Source organism: Mesorhizobium sp. M0019 (assembly GCF_040323975.1).
Lineage (GTDB): Bacteria > Pseudomonadota > Alphaproteobacteria > Rhizobiales > Rhizobiaceae > Mesorhizobium.
In genome coordinates this window covers 17756-37241 of sequence record NZ_JAMYVK010000019.1, presented here as the reverse complement: position 1 = coordinate 37241, position 19486 = coordinate 17756, and the positions used below count along the sequence as shown (strand labels likewise).

General features: G+C 61.1%; 20 protein-coding genes and 2 pseudogenes. 11 read left to right on the top strand and 11 right to left on the bottom strand.

Annotation, left to right across the window (positions count from 1 at the left end; genetic code table 11):
- Positions 1-30: 30 nt before the first annotated feature.
- Entirely contained in the window at positions 31-165 is a 135-nt protein-coding gene (locus NKK47_RS15715; RefSeq protein WP_023677431.1) for a hypothetical protein, read from the bottom strand.
- 36 nt (positions 166-201) lie between these two features.
- Complete coding sequence (locus tag NKK47_RS15710) at positions 202-894, bottom strand: hypothetical protein (RefSeq protein WP_352577528.1); 693 nt, start codon at positions 892-894, stop codon at positions 202-204.
- Between the two features lie 351 nt (positions 895-1245).
- Here NKK47_RS15710 and proC point away from each other — a divergent pair, with 351 nt between their 5' ends.
- Positions 1246-2061: a pyrroline-5-carboxylate reductase gene (gene proC, locus NKK47_RS15705; protein ID WP_352571639.1), complete on the top strand. Its 816-nt coding sequence runs from the start codon at positions 1246-1248 to the stop codon at positions 2059-2061.
- A 14-nt stretch (positions 2062-2075) separates the two neighbouring features.
- Here the strand turns inward: proC and NKK47_RS15700 are convergent, their stop codons facing one another.
- The 3 genes from NKK47_RS15700 to NKK47_RS15690 form a co-directional block, all read right to left on the bottom strand.
- Entirely contained in the window at positions 2076-2468 is a 393-nt protein-coding gene (locus NKK47_RS15700) for a type II toxin-antitoxin system VapC family toxin (RefSeq protein ID WP_023677428.1), read from the bottom strand.
- Entirely contained in the window at positions 2468-2710 is a 243-nt protein-coding gene (locus NKK47_RS15695) for a type II toxin-antitoxin system VapB family antitoxin (protein ID WP_352571640.1), read from the bottom strand. The genes NKK47_RS15700 and NKK47_RS15695 overlap by 1 nt, the downstream gene beginning before the upstream one ends.
- Positions 2711-2797: 87 nt before the next feature.
- Positions 2798-4126, bottom strand: coding sequence for an NAD(P)H-dependent oxidoreductase (locus tag NKK47_RS15690; RefSeq protein WP_352577527.1), 1329 nt, complete (start codon positions 4124-4126; stop codon positions 2798-2800).
- Between the two features lie 164 nt (positions 4127-4290).
- On the opposite strand from NKK47_RS15690, the gene NKK47_RS15685 reads away from it, so the two are divergent.
- From NKK47_RS15685 to NKK47_RS15660, 6 genes and pseudogenes are all read left to right on the top strand, one after another.
- Positions 4291-5646, top strand: a complete 1356-nt coding sequence (locus NKK47_RS15685; RefSeq protein WP_352577526.1) for a pilus assembly protein TadG-related protein — start codon at positions 4291-4293, stop codon at positions 5644-5646.
- 26 nt (positions 5647-5672) lie between these two features.
- Positions 5673-6092 (top strand): TadE/TadG family type IV pilus assembly protein, encoded by a 420-nt coding sequence (locus NKK47_RS15680; protein ID WP_023677424.1) that lies wholly within the window; start codon positions 5673-5675, stop codon positions 6090-6092.
- On the top strand, positions 6082-6486 hold the full coding sequence (locus NKK47_RS15675) for a TadE/TadG family type IV pilus assembly protein (protein ID WP_023677423.1): 405 nt from the start codon (positions 6082-6084) through the stop codon (positions 6484-6486). Before NKK47_RS15680 ends, NKK47_RS15675 begins: the two co-directional genes overlap by 11 nt.
- A 174-nt stretch (positions 6487-6660) precedes the next feature.
- A complete protein-coding gene (locus NKK47_RS15670) occupies positions 6661-7542 on the top strand; it encodes a YihY/virulence factor BrkB family protein (protein WP_352577525.1) in 882 nt (293 codons plus the stop codon).
- An 80-nt stretch (positions 7543-7622) separates the two neighbouring features.
- Positions 7623-7763 (top strand): annotated as a pseudogene (locus NKK47_RS15665) (SDR family oxidoreductase); the annotation flags it as partial.
- 101 nt (positions 7764-7864) lie between these two features.
- Positions 7865-8368, top strand: coding sequence for a DUF2314 domain-containing protein (locus tag NKK47_RS15660; RefSeq protein WP_352577524.1), 504 nt, complete (start codon positions 7865-7867; stop codon positions 8366-8368).
- Positions 8369-8438: 70 nt separating this feature from the next.
- Here the strand turns inward: NKK47_RS15660 and NKK47_RS15655 are convergent, their stop codons facing one another.
- From NKK47_RS15655 to NKK47_RS15640, 4 genes are all read right to left on the bottom strand, one after another.
- A complete protein-coding gene (locus NKK47_RS15655) occupies positions 8439-9200 on the bottom strand; it encodes a glutamine amidotransferase (protein ID WP_023677421.1) in 762 nt (253 codons plus the stop codon).
- A gap of 86 nt (positions 9201-9286) precedes the next feature.
- Entirely contained in the window at positions 9287-10288 is a 1002-nt protein-coding gene (locus tag NKK47_RS15650; RefSeq protein WP_023677420.1) for a rhamnose ABC transporter substrate-binding protein, read from the bottom strand.
- 46 nt (positions 10289-10334) lie between these two features.
- Complete coding sequence (locus NKK47_RS15645) at positions 10335-11324, bottom strand: ABC transporter permease (protein ID WP_352577523.1); 990 nt, start codon at positions 11322-11324, stop codon at positions 10335-10337.
- Complete coding sequence (locus tag NKK47_RS15640) at positions 11321-13879, bottom strand: ATP-binding cassette domain-containing protein (RefSeq protein ID WP_352577522.1); 2559 nt, start codon at positions 13877-13879, stop codon at positions 11321-11323. The genes NKK47_RS15645 and NKK47_RS15640 overlap by 4 nt, the downstream gene beginning before the upstream one ends.
- Positions 13880-14075: 196 nt before the next feature.
- On the opposite strand from NKK47_RS15640, the gene NKK47_RS15635 reads away from it, so the two are divergent.
- Together NKK47_RS15635 and NKK47_RS15630 are read left to right on the top strand one after the other, a co-directional pair.
- Positions 14076-15359 carry an ROK family transcriptional regulator gene (locus NKK47_RS15635; protein WP_352577521.1) on the top strand — a complete coding sequence of 428 codons (1284 nt, stop codon included), beginning with the start codon at positions 14076-14078 and terminating at the stop codon, positions 15357-15359.
- A 191-nt stretch (positions 15360-15550) separates the two neighbouring features.
- Positions 15551-15751, top strand: a complete 201-nt coding sequence (locus NKK47_RS15630; protein ID WP_023719429.1) for a CsbD family protein — start codon at positions 15551-15553, stop codon at positions 15749-15751.
- Positions 15752-16104: 353 nt separating this feature from the next.
- On the opposite strand, the gene NKK47_RS15625 is transcribed toward NKK47_RS15630, so the two are convergent.
- Positions 16105-16704: a hypothetical protein gene (locus NKK47_RS15625; protein ID WP_352577520.1), complete on the bottom strand. Its 600-nt coding sequence runs from the start codon at positions 16702-16704 to the stop codon at positions 16105-16107.
- Between the two features lie 364 nt (positions 16705-17068).
- Between NKK47_RS15625 and NKK47_RS15620 the strand changes: the two genes are divergently transcribed.
- The gene (locus tag NKK47_RS15620; protein WP_352571650.1) at positions 17069-17326 is read left to right on the top strand and encodes a hypothetical protein; all 258 of its coding nucleotides are present in this window, start codon (positions 17069-17071) and stop codon (positions 17324-17326) included.
- An 84-nt stretch (positions 17327-17410) separates the two neighbouring features.
- Positions 17411-18003 (top strand): annotated as a pseudogene (locus NKK47_RS15615) (SOS response-associated peptidase).
- Between the two features lie 97 nt (positions 18004-18100).
- Here NKK47_RS15615 and NKK47_RS15610 read toward each other — a convergent pair.
- Positions 18101-18652, bottom strand: a complete 552-nt coding sequence (locus NKK47_RS15610; RefSeq protein WP_352577519.1) for a globin domain-containing protein — start codon at positions 18650-18652, stop codon at positions 18101-18103.
- Positions 18653-19486: the final 834 nt, after the last annotated feature.

Sequence of the window (19486 nt, the reverse complement as noted above, 5' to 3'; positions counted from 1 at the left end):
CCTCGACGCCTATCGCGTAAGCCTGCCGCGTTAAAACATCCATGCGGCGCGCTCCAGATATCTTTTATGCAGGCCGTTGCCCAGAACCATGCGCTGCGGGCGGACATGCAGCGCGGCATTTTCACGAAAATCGAGCCGGGCAATCCCGTCAATGCGCCGTCCCATGCCGTTAACTCGAAACCGGCATGTTTTATTCGACGCTCAGAAATAGCGGCGGCGCGCGCGGTTTTCGGTGAGCTCGCGAACGACCTCGCGGAATTCGCGCAGGCTGGCGCGGATTTCCTCGATCTGGCTTTGCTGATCGGCGGCTTCCGAGGCCTGATTTGCCTTCCTCGACCAGGCCTGAGTATGGGCCGAATGCGGCGGCGTGGGTTGCTGCGGATAAGGTGCCCGACCGGCATAGAGCGGCTGCGGGTGGAACGCAGGTGGCATCGCTGCGGTGGAATTTGTCGCGGCGGAAGTCTCACCGGACGCCATCTCCTCCGGCGCTCTGCCAGGCATGAGCCGGCTCAGCGCCGACAACACGGCACCGATCGGACCAGGACGTTTGGTACGCGCGATCTCGACCGGCAGAGCAGGAGGCGGCGCTGCCCGATATGCTGGGCGATCGGCGGAACCGGCATCGGGGCCGCCAAGGGAGCCAGCGGGGACGAAAAACCGATCGGCAGCTGCAGCCTCTTCCATCAGCATGGTGCCGGCCTTTGGCTCATCAGGACGGGGCTGGGTAATGCCGGCGGCTGCCAACAGGATCGTGCTGGCACGCGCTTCGCGGCGCGAGCGGGCAAGACGATGGCGTGTGGCGGCATCCTCGCGCCATAACCGGCCTGCGCGGTCCTCTAGCGAAACCAGCGATGCTTCGTCCTCGCCGCGCACCGCCTCGACGAGCGACAGCAAGGACCGCTCGTTCCTCCGGTGTTCACGATTATCCCTGTAAGCCATGATTCCTCGAGCTTTCCCCTCGGGCTGGGACGTAGCGACCGTTCCTGGTTAAGCGATGCTAAACAGGCATAGGAAATAAAAGGTTAATTTGGTCGGCCCACCCCTGCGCGACTACATGCGCATCCCAACCGCAAGGAGAACATCTGTCCCGGCGATTTCTTCATTGATAATGTGGTGTTGCTGGCCTGAGCAAGTATCATTGCGACCGATCTCAGTCCGGGAATTCCGCGTGATCACAGTCCCAACAGGGGCTTCCCCGCCCTGCCGCGAACGTCTATGGGAAGCCATCTCTATGGGAGGCTTTCGATGACGATCAGGCTTGTTCTCGCCGGTTGCGGCAATATGGGCTACGCCATGCTCTCGGGCTGGCTGAAAGCCGGCAAGCTGGCTCCGGCTGCGGTGTTTGTGGTCGAGCCCAATGCCGAGTTGCGCAAGCGTGCCGAAGCGCTGGGCTGCGCTGCCGGCGCGGATGCCGGCGCCATCCCGGCGGACGCCGTGCCGACCCTCGTCGTCATTGCGGTCAAGCCGCAGGTGATCCGCGACGTGACGGCCGGCTACATCCGCTTCAATGATGGCCGGACCACCTTCCTCAGCATCGCCGCCGGGACACCCGTCGCTACGTTCGAAGGTATTCTCGGCGACCGCGCGCCGATCGTGCGCTGCATGCCCAACACGCCGGCGGCGATCGGCAAGGGCATGATGGTGGTGTTTTCCAACAGCCTGGTTTCCGACGACACCAAGCGTTTTGTTGCCGACCTGCTTTCGGCGAGCGGGCAAGTGGCCGATATCGACGACGAAGCCCTGATGGATGCGGTGACGGCAGTCTCCGGGTCGGGGCCGGCCTATATCTTCCATTTCATCGAAGCGCTGACCGTGGCCGCCGAGAAAGCCGGCCTGCCGACGGGGACTGCCAAGCTCTTGGCCATGCAGACGGTCTACGGCGCCGCCTCGCTGGCCGCCGAAAGCGGCGAGGAGCCCGGCGTGCTCAGACAGCAGGTGACCAGCCCCAACGGCACCACGGCTGCCGCCCTTGCCGTGCTGATGGGCGAGGACCGTCTGACGCGCCTGCTCACCGAGGCGGTGGAAGCGGCGCGGCTGCGGTCTATCGAGCTCGGGAAGTAACAGCCGGTTGCGGATTACGCGAGGTCGGTATGCGAAAAGTCGTTGCCCTTGTAGAGCAGTGCGGAGCCATGACTTTTTGCGCAGGCATAAGAAAGGCAGTCGGCTAAGTTGAGCTGGGCGGGATGTCCGCGCCCCTTTCCGTAGTCTGAAAATGCCTGGATCGCGAGCTTGGCATCGCTGGCGTCGATCGGCACAATTTCGATTTCGGCCTCGCGAAGAAACGCCTCTATCGCATCTCCGGCGACAACCGGCGGCACGGCAAGCATCGTCGAAAGCCGCATCGCCGCTTCAAGCACCACCAACGCCGAAGTTATTCTCGCGGGCGCAGCCTCAATGCGATTACTCAACTCGCGGGCATCCTCTTCGCCTGAAAGAATCGCGACAACCACGGAGGTGTCGATGAACATCAGGGATGGCCCCACATCTCATCGATCTCATCCTTCGTCACAGCCCGACCACCTTGGCCTGCCTTGGCCTTGAAGTCGTTGGCAATGGCAGCAAGCCGCTCAGCCAGGGGAATGCGTCCGCTCTCCCGCTTCAACTCGGATTCAAGCGCTTCGATGACCGCTTCGGTCATCGAAATCTTGCGTTTGGCAGCAAGCTCTCGCGCCAGTTCGCGTGCGCGCGGGTCCCTGATCTGAAGATTCATGTGATCGCCTCCGCCTTCATCGTCAATACAATATAGAGAGTTGTAATGACAATGCCAGTAGGCCCGGCCAAAGGCCACCGCGACAGCTCACCGGTCGACAGCGTCACGCCCATACAGCATCTCGTCCTGCAGCCGGCGCAAGGCGAACAGCCCGGTCGTCGGGTCGGGCGCGGCATTGTCGGCGGTGAGCAATTCGCCTTTCCTCACCGGTTTCAGCACCTTGCCGCCTTCGAGCAGACCGACCGGCACGGCGCGATGGGCGCGGGCTTCTTCGACGGTCATGGTCCAGGAGCGGTAGCAGGTCTCGCCGATCGCGTCGAAAACCTCGCCTGCCGCCAGATCGCGCTTGGCCACCGCGCAGACCTCTGCCACCGGCCGCGGCAGCGGCACCATGTCGGGCTTGCCGTAAAGCGCGATGCGAGCGGCCGTCAGCGGCACTTCCAACGAGGTCAGATGGTAGGGCCTGAAGAAGCTGTAATAGGGACCGTGGCCGATATGCAGATCGTCCATGCGCTCGATGATGCGCGGATGCGTCGCCTCGACGATGACGAAGACACCGGGCGCCACGCCCTTGCCGACGGTGTAGTCGACGACGCCCTTCTTCGACAGAATGCCGCCCTGCTCGCGCGGGATCAGCACCTTGACCAGCTCGTCGCGATCGGCCTTGGGGCCGTGCATGCCGGGAACGTCGGGCACCAGCCCGGTGGCGTTGGCAATGGCGCACATCTCGACCATGGTTTTCGAGCCGTCGACGAACTCGACCAGCATGCGCGGATTCATGTTGCGGCGCAGCGCCTCCTCGCGGTAGTCGTCGGGAACGGCGTCGTGGTTGAGCGGGTTGTTCTTGCCCTTGCCGGCGGAGACGATGGTGTAGTCGAGCGCCGAGGCGAACTCGATCAGCTCCATGCAGCTCGACGGCTCGTCGCCGGCACCGACCGAATAGACGACGCCGAGCCGGTCGGCCTGCTGCTTCAGATAACAGCCGATGGTGACGTCGGCCTCGACATTCATCATCACCAGATGCTTGCCGTGCTGCATCGCCATCAGGTCGAAATCGGCGGCGACCCCGGGCTTGCCGGTGGCATCGATGACGACATCGATAAGCGGATTGGTGACCAGCATTTCGTTCGAGGTGACGGCGATCTTGCCGCTTTCGATCGCCTGGCTGACCTTCGAAGCGCTGTCCGCTTCGGCTGCCATCGCCTGGTCGCCATAAGCAATGCGGATGGCGTCACGCGCCGTATGCGGGCGGCGCGTCGAGATCGCGCAAACCGAAATGCCCGGCATCAGCATGCCTTGCGTCACCAGGTCGGTGCCCATCTCGCCCGAACCGATAACGCCGATGCGCACTGGGCGGCCTTCCGCGGCGCGCTTGGCAAGATCGCGGGCAAGCCCGGTCAAGGCGACATTGGTCATACTGGAAACGTCCACTGCTTTTTGATTTGAAGCGGGAATAGCAGGGAACGGCAACCCATTGCCAATCGAAACCGGCCGCGGCGGTCTTTTCTTGCGCATGACCCCGGAAACCAGAATTGTTCCTATGAAGACATGCACCCGGCCGAAGGACTAACGAGGGTCCTGTGGCGCCAAAGGCCCGCGTTGAAGCGGCGGAACGGGCCGTTAAGCCTGGATGGATCGCAGCCAAGAAATGTACGGAAATTCTTAGTCATTCTTTTATGCAATCCTGCTTTGATAGGGAAATGGACTGGCGTGCCCGCATTTTTAGGTGTTTTTTCCGCGCTATGCGACCGATCGGCGAGAGCGGCAACGTTGCTACTATTTTTGCTCTGTCTTTGCCGATTGTCGTCGGCGGTGCGGGCCTCGGTATCGAGACTTCCTATTGGTATTACAGCAGCCTGAAGCTACAAGCTGTGGCGGATGCGGCGGCCTATGCTGGCGCTTTGGAAAAGGTTTCGGGATCCGACACGCCAAAGATTGTCTCCGCAGCGACAGCGTCAGCGACCACGAACGGCTGGGGACCGTCAGCAGGTACAATAGAGGTCTTCTCGCCTCCGTCAGCCGGTCCAAATGTCGGAAAAAAGGCGGTTGAGGTAGTCGTTCATCAGAACCTCGATCGGTTCTTTACGTCGATATTCACGCAAAACGCAGTTGGCGCACAAGCAAGGGCGGTGGCTCTTATTACGGATGCTTCAAAAGCCTGCATTTTGACGGTCGATCCTTCCGCTTCGAAAGCGGCGCTCTTTTCCGGCAGTTCGACCACAAAACTGACAGGCTGCTCCGTCATGTCGAATTCGATAGCTCCGGACGCCATCAAACTTCAGGGATCGGCAAGCCTTGATGTCGATTGCCTGATATCGGCAGGCGGTGTTTCGTTGAGCAACGTCGTGAAGACCGTTTGCGCCAGCCTGATAACTCAGGCGCTGCCCGCTGCTGATCCTTTTGCCGACCTGCCGGCGCCGCCGGCCACGAACCCTTGTCAAAACGGCAATCAGTCAACCTTGCAACCTGGAACATACTGCAAGGGGCTCAGCTTGAGCGGCAATGTAACCCTCTCGCCCGGGATATACGTCATTGAGGGAGGCGATTTCAAAGCGAGCTCGAATGCAAATATTTCCGGCGAGGGTGTCGTCATTTATCTGGCCGATACCTCCGGCGTTAGCATGAACGGCACGGCGACCGTCAAGCTCAGCGCACCGACGTCGGGCACCTATTCAGGTGTGCTGTTCTATGGCGACAGAGCCAACCTGGCGGGATCCAACACGTTTAATGGCACGGCGGATTCGCTATTGACCGGCGCTCTGTATTTTCCAACACAGGGCGTCAATTATCTCGGCAATTTCTCGGGCAAAGGTGGTTGCACGCAGGTCGTCGCAAGTACCGTGCAATGGTCCGGCAACGCAAACATCATTCAGGATTGCACGAGCCTTGGAATGCGAGACATTCCGGCCACGCAAACCGTTCAGCTTGTCGAGTAGTTTTCGTGGATCGGCTACAAGTCCGGATGTTCCGGAGTGATTCGGGTGTTGCCGCGGTAGAGTTTGCGCTGGTTCTGCCCGCCCTTTGCCTGGTACTTCTTGGCATCATCGACGGCTGGTCTTTTGTCTCGAGCGCATTGTCGATGCGTGCAGGCGTCAAAACCGCGGCGAACCTCGTGATGCAAGGAGCAGTCGAGGATACGACCATCCAAGCTGTCGCTCTTTCGAGCTGGGAAAACCATCCTGATGGCGCGCAGGTGGCAGTGAGCCGGAAATACATGTGCGGGAACATCGTGGCCGATCCATCGGTCCTGTGCGACACTTTGAAAGCCCCCTCGGTCTTCCTCGTAATACAGGCGACAGCCACCTGGTCACCGCCCTTCAGTTTTGGTGCGTTTTCCCTCTCGCGCGAACTCAGTCATCAACAGGTGATTCGTGTCCGCTAAGTCGAGAGCTTTCACGGGGGATGCATCAGGCGGAGCTGCATTAGAGTTCGCGCTGATCGCGCCTTTTCTGATAATGCTTTTGATCGGCATCTTTGCATTCGGCTGGGCTCTGAATGCTATGTCGAGTGTTCGGTACACGCTGGAAACGTCGTCACGTGCGCTGCAAATGAAGAACTCGCTGACGCAGGCCCAGATCCAAGCCATTGCCACGGAAAAATTACTGGATTTGGGATTGAAAGACGTCGACGTAACAATAGCAATCGACGCCCCCAGCGGCGGCTTTCGCATGGCACATCTGACCGCCCAATATGCGTTCGTGATCGAGTTCCCGTATTTCAACCGATATCCGATAAATTATCAGACAACTGTCACAGTTCCCCTGATTGCATCGTGAGCACGTCCCCGGCCAGTCGAGCGGCACCTTTCGCAGGATGTTCGCTGCACGCCGCCTTTATAGGCGATCGCCTTGTACAGCGTGCCGTTGCCGGCTTTGTTCCGGCCGAGCCCCCACCCCTCGCCCAGCGCTGCGCCGCCGCTACTTGTTTGTTGACAGGCATGCGAGGCCTACATGTGGAATTTGGCAGCAGAGGGCTGGAGACTCCTCAAGCAGAGCGTCATCGGCTTCATCGACGACAATGCGCTGAGCCATGGGGCGGCGATAGCGTTTTATGCCACGACCTCGCTTGCGCCGATCCTGCTCATCGTTGTCGCTATTGCCGGCATGGCCTTCGGGCACGAGGCGGCGCAACTCGCCCTTTCGGCACAGATCGCTGGCCTGATGGGGCCGCAAAGTGCCGAGCTGCTGCGAGCTACGATCGAAAACGCCTCGCAGAAGGAAGCCGGAACCCTCGCCAGCATTCTGGGGCTGGTCACGCTGTTCGTCGCCGCATCCGGCGTGTTCGGCGAGATGCAGCTGGGGTTGAACGAAATCTGGAAAGTCAAACCGAGCGGGGCAACGATTTCACGAATGGTTCGGGCACGCATTGCAAGCCTGGGCCTGGTCGCCGCCCTCGGTTTTCTGCTTCTGGTGTCGCTGGTCGTAAGCGCTGCAATTTCGGGGCTCGGAGAAGTCATCAACGCCTACCTGCCGTTCGGCACCATCATCCTGAGCGCCATCAACGGGATCGTCTCGTTTGCCCTGATCACGCTGCTGTTTGCCGCAATCTACAAGGTGCTGCCGGACCGCAGCCTGCAATGGCGCGATGTCGGCATCGGCGCCGTGGTCACCGGGTTTCTGTTCACCATCGGCAAGTCGCTGATTGGCTGGTATATCGGAACCAGCGCCATCTCATCGTCATACGGCGCGGCCGGCGCCCTGCTCGTCGTGCTGTTATGGGTCTATTATTCGGCCGAGATATTTCTGCTGGGCGCCGAATTCACGCGAGCCTATTCGGTCCGACACGGCAGCCGGTCCGATTTGAAGAACAAGGTGGAATCGCATGACAAATGAGATCACGCCGAAATTCGATCTCGCCGGCAAGGTAGTACTGGTCACCGGGGCCTCGCGCGGCCGCGCCTGCGCACTCGCCTGCATGTGCTGGCCACATTCCGCTCGGCCGCATCGGCGACCCGATCGACGTCGCGGGCACCGTGGTGTTCCTCGCCTCGCCGGCGGCGTCACTGATCACTGGCGCGAATATATTGGTGGATGGCGGTTGGTCGGTAGCGTGATAGGGCTCTTTGGCTGGTAGTGCGACACCGCTTCGCGAGCGCCGTCTCCCCACACCAGGAAGAAGCGCGCGGACTTCGCAAGGTTAGTCCAAGAGGTCTTTATGAGCGAAAAATCTCAATCGAACGGTGAATTCGACGAACCGCGGAATGAGCCACTCTTCGCGGCTATCTCGCAGACAGACCCCGCCTTCCTAGCAGCTTACGATCGCGCGCTTGCGAGTGTGCCGACATTTGTCGAACATATCGAGGGAAATGCAGATGCCTTCTGTTCCGCGAAGCTTCGGTTTCGCGATCCCGACGAGTCCGTACGTCTTCGGGAGGACCACTTTGTTTTCCTTTGGCTTGCCGCTGTGCATTATCATGCTGAGGAGCGGCTATTTTCAGGTGCGTTTTTCGAGGTGCCACCCGAGCTTCAGAAATGGCATCAAGTCGGACAGCGACTTTCGTTTGAAGGCGATGATATTTTCGATTGGATGGTTCTCGACGCGGGGCACTTGCAGGGGGGATTCACATTACGTGTAACCCGAGACAAGCTTCCTGAGAAAGATCGTGGCTCATACGATCGATACATCGGGGTTTCGGTTTATCAGCCACTGCCGTCCTGATTCAACGCATGCTTGATAGCCTGGTCTTTCGTTGGAGGATTGGGCAGCCGCACTGGTCAAACCAGCTTTCTCATCCATCGCCGGCGAGCCAACCGACCATGTTCGCCATCAGTCTTCCGTAGAACGGCCATCCGAGGAAATCCTGCGAGAGCCAATGCGGGCCGATATCGGTTGCCCAGGCAATCGTGCGGCCGCGGCCATGGCTACCGACGGCAAGGAGCGGCCAGTCGGTGCCGCGATGGTGGCAGGTCGCCAGAAGCCGGGACGAACCGTCGCGCCTGAATTCCAGCTTGTTCATGCCGAGAATCGGCGGCAAAGGCCCCTCCACCCCGGAAAAAATCGGATGTGACGACTGCAGGATGGAGGCCTGCACGCCTTGCGGCACCTCCATGCCGTCGCAGTAGGGTAGGCAACGGACCGGCAGAACGTCCTCGACCGGGGTGTCGTGGAAACGCGCCGTCCCGAACATGCCCTGAAAGCCCATGTAACCGCCGGCCAGCATCAGCCCGCCGCCACCTTCGACATAGGCCTTGAGCACATCGAGGCGGTTGACGCCGACACGCCCGGCGCGGGCATCCGGCGTCACCAGCAATGTCAGGGCGCCGACGTCGGAGATCACCACCGCCTGATATTGGGCGAGCCCATCGAGGTCATAGGGAAACGCCGCGCTGCAACGCTCGCCGCCGATCTGCGTGACCGCGATGCCTTCAGTGGCCAGCGCGGCATTGAAGGCCGTCGCACCATTTGTCGAGGCCGCACTTGTAAGCACGTCGCTGCCGATGGCAACCGAGGTCGTCGCTGCAAAGGTTTCGCCTGCAAGCAATATCTTCATTGCCGCCCCGCACTGTTTTCATTCGAGAGGTTTTTAGGAAGGGCGCCGGATGGACCGGCGCCCCCTAGAACTCAAGCTCTATAGGATCAGAATTTGAACTCGGCCAGATTTTCGGGAGTCACGATCTTGGCCGGACCAAGGATCAGTTCGCCGCCGGCGCCAATCGTGTATTCGCCGAGCCTGCCTGCCGTGAACTTCTCACCCTCCTTGCCGGTGATCTTGCATTGCGCAAACGCCTGGGCCGTCTGATAAGTAAGATAGCCAAGATCGGTGACGTTCCACCAGATATCCTGAGCCGCTTCGTCCTTGATGTATTTCGAGATCAGAGTGGCCGGCGCGAGCCCGGTCAGCTTGACCTTGCCGATCATGCCCGCTTCCTCGAGTGCACGCGCGGCCGCCGGAAGGCCGATGCCTGCCGGGACGATGATCACCTTGAGATCGGGAAACGCCTGCACCAGCGCCAATGCCTGCTGCTGGTTGATCTGTTCGCTTTCTTCGCCATAGGCCACCTGCACCAGCTTCATTTTGGAGAACTTCGGCTCGGCCGCCATCTTCGCCTTCATGAAGTCGATCCAGGCATTCTGGTTGGTCGCCGTCGGCGTCGACGACAGGATCGCGAATTCGCCTTCACCGCCGCTGAGGGCGAATGCACTTTCGAGCATCATCTCGGCGAGGCTGTCGCCCTTCACCTGATTGACGAACACCGCACGCGCATCGGCGGCCACATCGGAGTCATACGAAATCACCCTGACCCCCTGCTGAACGGCGCGCTTCAGCGCAGGCGCGACGGCATTGGCGTCGTTGCCGGCAATTGCGATGACTCCGACCTTCTGCGACACGAGGCTGTTGATGAATTCGATCTGCGCCTCGGCGGTCGCCTGCGATGGGGCGACCTGCGTAGCGGTGCCGCCAATTTCCTTGGCTGCCTCTTGTGCGCCTCCGAAGGCCACTTTGAAGTAGGGATCCGTGTCGAGCTTGGGCAGGAAACCGACCGTTACGGGTTCCTTGGCGCACTCCTGGCTGAAGGCCAGCGAGCTTGGCGCAAGCAGAACCGCGGATGCGAGCAGGGCTAATCTAAACGCTTTCATTGTGACTCCTCCGTCAAAATTCGGGCTTGAAGGAAGGGGCCCGAGATCACCCCTTTGTCTCGCGCATTGCGCGGGATCTGCTGAGCATCTCCTGTGTGGAGCGCCAGTAATTGCCGACCAGCAGCGAGCCGATCAGAAGCAGGCCGATGATCATGCCCTGCGCGTCGCCACCGATCTGGTTCAGCGCCAGCACGTTGCGGATGATGGCGATCAGGACCAGTGCCAGCATGACGCCGGTCAGGCGGCCCTTGCCGCCAAAGACGCTGACGCCGCCGAGCAGCACGATGGTGATGACGTCGAGCTCCATGCCGAGCGCATTGTTGGCGCGGGCGTTGGAAAGGCGCGCGGTATAAACGATGCCGGCTATCGCCGCGACGACGCCCGAGACGACGAACAGGTTCAGCACCATCCGGCGCGTGTTTATGCCGGAATAGCGCGCCACTTCGGGGCTGCCGCCGAGCGCGTAGATGCGCTTGCCGGTCGGCGTCTTCTGCAGCACGACCGCAAACACCGGCGCCAGCACCAGGAAGGGCACGATGGTCCACGGTATCTCGGTGCCAGGCAGGTTGTTGATGCCGAAATCGACGAGCGCGGGCGGCAGGATGTTGACCGAGCCGGTGCCGAGCAGGATGTAGCCAATGCCTCGGTAGAGCGCCATGGTGCCGAGCGTCACAAGCAACGACTGCAGTCCAAGGCCCGAGACCAGATAGCCGTTGAAGGCGCCGAGCAGGCCGCCGATGACGAGCGTCAGCGGGATTGCGGCAAGCGTCGGCACACCGGCCTGGACCAGCAAGCCAAAGACGACGGAGGTCAGCGCCAGCACCGAGGCGATCGACAGGTCGATCTCGCGGGTGATGATGAGCAGCGTCATCGGCAGGATCAGCAATGCCTTTTCCGAGGCGCTGGCGGCCAGTTGCGAGAGATTGAAGCCGGAAACGAAATTCGGCACGAAGATCGCGGCATAGAGGAAGATGGCCACGCAAGAGGTCGCCAGCAGCAGATCCCAGAAGTCGATCGAACGGAGGAACTTTTTCACCGCGCCCTCGCCTGTCTTGCCTGCTCGGCACGCCGCACGATGAAGGTGTCGATGCCGATGGCCACCAGGATAACCAGGCCGTAGACGCCCTGCAGCCACAGCGGGTCGACGCGCACCAGCGTCAGCCCGTTCTTGATGACGAGCAGCGTGAGCGCGCCGAGGATGATACCGAGCAGCGTGCCCGAACCACCGCGGATGGCGACGCCGCCGACCACCGCCGACGCGATCACGGTGAGTTCGAAGCCGAGCGCGACGCGGGCATCGATGGTCGCATAGCGCGATGCCCACAGCGCACCGCACAGGCCGCCGAGCAGGCCGGCCATGCCAAAGGCCAGCAGAATGCGCCGGTCGACGGGGATGCCGATCAGACGCGCGCCGTCGGGATTGGAGCCGGCGGCGAACAGTTCGCGCCCGATGGCCGTGCGATAGAGCAGCACATAACCCAGGCACAGGATGACGATCGCGATGACGACGATCAGCGGCACGCCGGCGATCTTCAGGCCGGTCATGTCGAGCCAGGCTTGCGTGACTTCGTCGGCGCTGATCTGGTCACCGGCTGCCCAGATCGAGTTGAAGCCGCGGAAGATCGACATCGAGGCCAGCGTGACGACGATCGCCGGGATCTTTCCCCTGGTGACGACGAGGCCGTTGATCAGGCCGGCGACGCCACCGACGGCGCATGCGGTTATCAGGCCAATGCCGATGTCGAGCCCTGGATAGGCCTGGACCATGCTGGCCGCCATGTAAGCCGACAGGCCGATCACCGCAGCGATCGAAAGGTCGATGTTGCGGGTGATCAGCACCAGCATCTGCGCGAGTGCTGCAACGACGAGCAAGGCGGCATCCATCGACACGGCGGTCAGGTTTGCAGCGCTCACCATGCGCGGGTTGATGATGGTGACCGGGATGGCGACCGACAGCATCGCGGCGAGCAGACCGAACTCCCGCCGCTTCAGTATGTCGAGCGGTCCTTTTCTCTTCTCCTCGCCGGCGGCCTGTGCCGCCGCATCGGCGCTTTCGCCGGCCTTGGTCGCTGCTTCCAGCACCTTTTCCTGAGTGGCTTCGCCCCTGCTGAATTCGGCCGTCCGATGGCCTTCGCGCAGGACGATGACGCGGTCGCACATGCCGATGAGCTCGGGCATTTCGGAGGAGATCAAGATAATGGCCATGCCTTGCGCGGCAAGGTCGGCGATCATCGCATGCACTTCCGCCTTGGTGCCGACATCGATGCCTTGCGTCGGCTCGTCGAGGATGAGGACGCGCGGTTCGGTGCGCAGCCATTTGGCCAACACCACCTTCTGCTGGTTGCCGCCGGACAGTTCCTTTACCGGCTGCGCGTAGCCGGAAAAGCGAAGCTTCATGCGCTTCAGCCAGTCCGAAACCAGATTGATCGCGCGGTTCGTGCCGTAGAAGCCGGAGCGGGCTGCCTTGTCGAGGACTGGCAGCACCGCGTTGTCGAGGATGGAAAAATCCATCACCAGGCTCTGGCCCATGCGGTCTTCAGAGACATAGGCGATACGCGCACCCATGGCGTCGCGTGCCGACGCGAAGCGCACAGCTTCGCCGTCGATCAGGATTTCGCCGGCATCGGGCTGGTCGATTCCGAACAGCACGCGCGCGATCTCGGTCCGCCCGCTGCCGACCAGGCCGCCGAGCCCGAGCACCTCGCCGGCATGGAGCTTGAGGTCGATATTGGAAAAGCCACCGGCGTGCGAAAGCCCCCTCGCCTCCAGCACCAGTGCACCGGTCGCGTGGCTTCGTTGCGGATAGAGGTCGGTGACCTCGCGGCCGACCATCATGCCGATGGCGGCGGCGCGGCCAAGCTCGGCCCTCGGCTTGACGCCAATGAGACGCCCGTCGCGCAGCACGGCGATGCGGTCGGCGATGCGGAAGATCTCGTCCATGCGGTGGCCGACGAACATCATCGCCACGCCGTGCAGCCGCAGGTCGGCGACGACGGTGAACAGCCGCTCGACCTCGCGCTGCGACAGGGCGGCCGTCGGCTCGTCCATGATCAGCACCCGCGCGTCGAGCGACAGGGCGCGGGCGATCTCGACCAGTTGCTGTTCGGAGGTGCGCAACGTTCCGAGCCGGGTTTCGGCCGGCACGTCGAGGCCGGCTGTCGCCAGCACCCTGCGCGCGCCGGCAAGCATGGCGGCGTTGTCGATGCCGCCGAAGCGGTCGCGCGGCATATGGCCGAGATAGATGTTCTCCGCCACCGAAAGATCAGGGAAAAGACCGGGGTGCTGGTGCATGACCGAGATGCCGGCAGCCTGGGCGTCGTGCGGCGAATGGAAGACCACAGGCTTGCCATCGACTTCGACATGGCCGCCGGTCGGGAGATACACGCCGGCCAGCAGCTTTACGCAGGTGCTCTTGCCGGCGCCGTTTTCGCCAAGCAGAGCCAGCACCTCGCCTGAGCGCAATTCGAAGGACGCGTCCTTGAGGGCAATCGTGCCGCCGAAGGCTTTTGTCGCCTGAACCAGGGCAACGGGGACAGCCGCGTCGCTCTTCACCATGGCGTCGGCTTCGCCTAATGCGCCCAAGTGCAGCACCTTTCCTCCCTGGTCCTGTTTTTTCAATTTGCTATATTAAATGGCCGAATGCCGCAACTGGAAAATTGACTTCCATGGCCGCGAAGGGCACTGTCGCGTCGCGCACGGGTGCGATTGGAGTGCTCGACCCCGCGGCAGCCTCAAAGCTGCAAGCGGCTGGAGTGGCTCTGCGGGGATGAATGGGGAGGCGCCGGTTTTGTCCGGAAAAGGCAGCAATTCGGTCAAGGTTCGGCATTATAACGAGCGCTTCGTGCTTGATGCCATTCGCCGCCTGAAGGAGGCATCCAAGTCCGATCTGGCGCGCGCCGCAAATCTGACGCCGGCCGCGGTCGCCACCATTGTCGACGGGCTGGAATCGTCTGGATTCGTAAAGCAAGTGGGGAAAAGGTTCGGGCAACGCGGATCGCCATCCACTCTCTACCGACTTGCACCTGAGCGTATCTACAGCGTCGGCATCAAGATCGGCCGGCGCGCGCTGGAAGCCGTGCTCGTCGACTTTGCCGGCGAGGTCCGCTCGCGCGAGTCGCACGAATATCGCTTTCCGGATCCCGACATGGTGCTCAAGGCCGGCAACATGTCGCTGGCCAATTTCGACAAGCTGGTCGAGGGGCTTGGCGATGCCAGCATCGTCGGCGTCGGCATCGCCTCGCCATATTTCCTCGGCGGCTGGAGCGAAGAGCTCGGCTTTCCCGACGATCTCGGCAGCCGCTGGGAAGCAATCGATCTGACGACGTTCTTCGCCACAAAGCCGAAGACCCCGGTCTTCGTGGAAAACGACGCATCATCGGCCGCACTCGCCGAACTCATCCAGGGGACCGGCGCACGGTTCCGCGACTTCATGCATATCTCGATCGACACCTTTGTCGGCGGCGGACTGGTGCAAGGCGGCAAGGTCCATACCGGGCCGCACGGCAACAGCGCCGCGCTCGGTCCTTTGCCGGTCTCGCCTTCAAGCCTCGATTCGGTGGCGGCCAAGCCGGCGCGCTACCAGAGCCTGCTGCATCGCGCTTCGATCTATGTGCTGGTCAATCATCTCAAATCGCGCGGCATCGAGATCAACCGTGTGCGCGAACTCGATCCCTTGCCGCCGGGGGCGCGCGAGCCGCTGTCCGAATGGATCGACGATTGCGCCAATGCGCTGGTCGAGGCGATCATCGCCATCACCTCCGTCATCGACATCGAGGCGATCGTTCTCGACAGCATCCTGCCGCGGCCGATTCATCTCGAGCTGTTGGCAAAGGTGCAGACCCAGTTCAACAGGATCAGCGCCATCGGCATCGTGGCGCCGGAAATCGTGTCGGGACAATTCGGCCCCGAGGCTTCGCCGATCGGCGCGGCGATGCTGCCGTTCTCGGCACTGTTGGCGCCCGACAGCGGCGTGCTGATGATCGGCAAGGACAGAACAATGCTGCCGGGTAGCCTTTCAAGGCTTGCCAGCCAAGGCCAACCAGCAAGAAGCTCGGCGACTTCAACGGCATAAGATAGTGCCGCGAAAGAGCATCAAGCTCCGGACATCATCAACATCAGCTCACAGTCAGGCACGGGCACGGCGGGCTTTTTGCGTCGGCACCGGAACTTTTAGCGGCCGCTAATCTTCATTCGTCACCGACATGCAATGCTGATCGGTCCGCGCTCCGCTTTAGTGCGGGCCTAGGAAGCAAGGAGGAACATATGAACTGGGATCAAATCAAGGGAAAATGGACGCAGTTCAAAGGCAAGGCGAAAGAGCAGTGGGGTGACCTCACCGACGATGATCTTGATCGCATCGAGGGCAATAGGGACCAGCTTTTGGGACGCATCCAGGAGCGATATGGCATCGCCAAGGAAGAGGCGGAGCGCCAGGTTGATAACTGGTCCAGAAGCATCAGCTGAGCCTTTGGATGCAATGCCGTTTGCTGCCCACCACCGGGGTGAAACTCTGCGTCGCCCGCCGTGCCGACTGGTGCGGTGGGCTCTTTCGACAGCGAGGCGAGCGAGGAACCTTTAGCCATATCTGATGTTCTACTTGCGTGGCGGGCTTCGCCTCGGCGTGCACCCCACCCGGAGGCGAAGGAGTGCAATCATGAACAACATTATCTGGCTGGTCGGCGCGATCGTGATCGTAATAGCCATTTTGAGCTTTTTGGGTCTGCGATAGGCCTTAGCCCTCTCCTCGACCTCTTCGATTCAGCAACGGCTCCCTCTCGGCGTGGCCTCACTGCCCGTTGCATTCAAGCAGGTCAGACTTAGGTCCCAAGCAAGATACTCCAGGATTGGACCGAAGCCCCGGCTGGGAACGTAGCCGGCTGGCTCACGTTGTGGTGAGCTTTGGCGCGACGAAGATGCGTCCGGGCGGAAGAGTTCAAGCCAGGGAGGAGAGGCCCGACGCTCCGAACGAGAGTCGGGCCTGGGCGTAAATGCAAACGATCAGCAGACTGTTCAATTCCCATGCCCAGGCAGCACGTGCCGTGGCCAGGCTTCAGGCTGCCGGGATTCGTCGCCGGCAAATCAGCGTCGTCGGATCTTACAATGACAATGATGAACCGATCAGCGTTGCTGGATATTACGACGATGAGATGAGCGCTCTCTGGCGGGGTGCCGTCGCTGGTGCCGCACTTGGCGCGACGGCTGGTCTGTTGGCCGGTTTCAGCGCTTTTGGAGTTCAAGGCGTTGATCCTGCGGGGATGACCGGCATGGCCCTGGTCGGTGCGGCGTGGGGCGGCTTTGCCGGCGTGCTTCTCGGAACTTTCGCCAATTTCGCCCAGAAGCCGCGCAAGCCGAAGATCGCAGAAGGTGTCGTACTGGTGATGGCTCGCGTCGATGAAAGGCAGGCCGGCGCCGCGCATACGGTGCTCCGGAGTTTCGCGGAGATGCCTTCCGGGCCGATGAAGAGGAGCGCTTTGCCAAATTCAAGCCGGCTCCGCGTCCGATCTGGTGCCCGATGAAGTTTGTTTCGCGAAACAGGAATTCAAACCGGAGGCGCCCGACGAAAGCTTGGCAAACCAACACTTTGGAAGCATGCGGGCTACTTGCCGTCGTGTTGTCCTTTATTCTTACCGTTCTGTTGGTTGGTCTCATCCTTGGCTGAACCCATGCCCTTGCCACCGGCGACACTATGCCCGGCAATTGGCGAAGGTTGTGGCCAGTTCGAAGGATTAAACCATTCGTGCTAAGCGTTAATAGCTTGTAGCCATAGGAGAGGACGCCAACGTGGACAAACGGGCTGAAGGAGACGCGGAGAGATTGGCTCGAGGCGAGTTCGAGCTCAAAGCCGAACGATATGGTGTGAACGCCTTTCTTCTCGTTGTCGAACTCGTAAATCTGCTGGAAAAGCGTGGAACGATCAGCAGCGACGACGTCGCGAAAATAGCCGAAGCCGCCGCACTTGCCGTTGCCGCATCCAGCGAACCCGACGTGAACAGCATCAATCTGTTGCAGGCCATCGCTGCCGCACGCCGGCCCAAATAGGCTTATATCAAACCCGCCAGCAATCGGCGCCCACCGATAAACGCTATGTTGAACTGATCTCGGTCGAGCGTACGGAGCCTTTCCATGTGCAATGACTACGAGCAGCACATCGCCTGGGCCGAATACTGCCGGATGATGGAATCGCTGGCGCTCAAAATCCCCAGCCATCAAACCGAACTGGATCTGCCGCAGGCGGATGACATCCACATCAACGACCCCGCGCCTGTAATGCGCGCCGCCGGCGACGCAATCGAACTGGCGTCGATGACATTCGGCTTTCCCCGGCCGGGCCAAAAGGCGGACCTGTATTCAACTTTCGCTCGGAGGGCCGGCAGTTCGGCAACAGCAAGCGCTGTCTCGTTCCGGCGTCGGCATTCTTCGAATTCACGGGAACGAAATATCCAAAGACCAAGCACAGGTTCTCGCTGAATGGCCATTCGTTCATGGCGATTGCCGGGCTGTGGCGCGAGGGTGTCGGCAACAAGCCGCCGACGTTCACGATGCTGACGACCGATCCGGGGCCGGACGTCGCGCCATATCACAATCGGCAAGTGGTTGTGCTGCGGCCATCGGACTGGGCGGCCTGGATCCATCTCACGAGGTCCGAGGCTGAACTCCTGCGGCCGCTGCCGGAGGGGTCGCTCAGTGTGGAAACAGCTCGGGCAGGTTTGGAGTAGGAACCATCGGATAATTGCGCGCTGAGCTGCGGCCGCGCCGCATAGTCACGGCGACGCGCGCCATGTTCAGAACGAATGCCCATACGATATAGACGCTTCAGCCCGGCTTGACGTAGCCAGCGGTGACCTCGTTCTTGTGGGCGGCGAAAGCTTCCAGGACTTCGGTTTTCTCAGGCTTCGGAATCTTGAAATGATCCAAGGTCCGCCCGAGTTCGGCTGCGACCTCATCGAATTCCGCGGGGGCAATCCGCAGGTCGCGATGCGCCTCCTCGAGGCCGAGCGGCGTCGTGCCGGGCTTGGTGGCGACGAACTTGAAGGGCCCGCCAGAAACGTCGCAGACCCACAGCGTGCGCATGAACTTGAGGCCGGGCAACCTTTCCAGGTTCTTGGTGCGCCATTTGCGCAGCTGCGGATTCTTGGATTTCTTGCCGACGATCGGGTTCTTCACGACGGCGTCGCTGAAGTGATCGATCACCGCTGCGATGGCAAACACGCCGCCCAGCCGCTCATACAGACTTTTCTCAGCTGTGGTTTTCTTGGCCTGGGCGAGCGCGTTGTCGGCAGGCAATACCGCCGTCGATGCCGCGGTCAGCGCCAGCGCGGCGACAACACTTCGTCTTGTCAAAGAGGTCGAAACAGCCGTTTTCATTCCTGGTTCCCTTCGCGGTTAGGCCAGAGCGAGCGGCAGCCTGTCTGGCGGGCTTCATGAAATGACATTCGGACACTTTGCCGTATTTTAGCACCGTCTAACGAACTAACGAGCCGTTCGCCCGAATTATTCCGATTGGGGCGCATTGTCATGGTCAACATGCGTCAAAAGGGGCGAAGGCCGCGCGGATGAGGAAGGCTTAGCAGGCGTCGCTGCACGCGAAGCCACTTCGGCCGCATCTGTGCCCCTGACCTTGGGCACTTTCCTTCTGTGTCGTGTTGTCGGCGGCAATCAGCCCCGGTAGGGGGCGTACAATCGCTTCCCGCGGCTTTGCCGGCTGCTTGCGGCCAATAGCTTGTGCTTTTCGAAGATCGCGAGCTTCTGCGGATAGGTCATCCGCACCTTGCCGTTGCACCCGTCGCATCTGAAGTGCGCGATTGTTCTTAGTGCGGAGCCCTTTCTTACCGCCGGGTGTGAGCAATCCGGACATTCGAATGTGAGCGCGACATCAGATAAGTCTTCGGCCAAACCCATTTCTATCCCCTTCGCAAGCTCGGTGGCTACACTCTGGCGATCATCAATGGGCAATTCAGATGCCAATCCGATTGTGCCAATGCGGGACTAGAACAATTCGCCTCGGAACGCCGCCTAGCTAGTGCGCCTTCTCTGCGCCTTTTGAGCGACGAAGAGACCTAACTTCCTCCAGCAGTTCGCGCTCATTGGTAGTCACGTTTCGGAAGATTGCGACAATCATCACCGCTAAGGCTTCGGCATCCAGGCTTAGAGGGTCAATGTGCTCATCTGCGCAAACCTGATCAAACACGCGTTCACAAA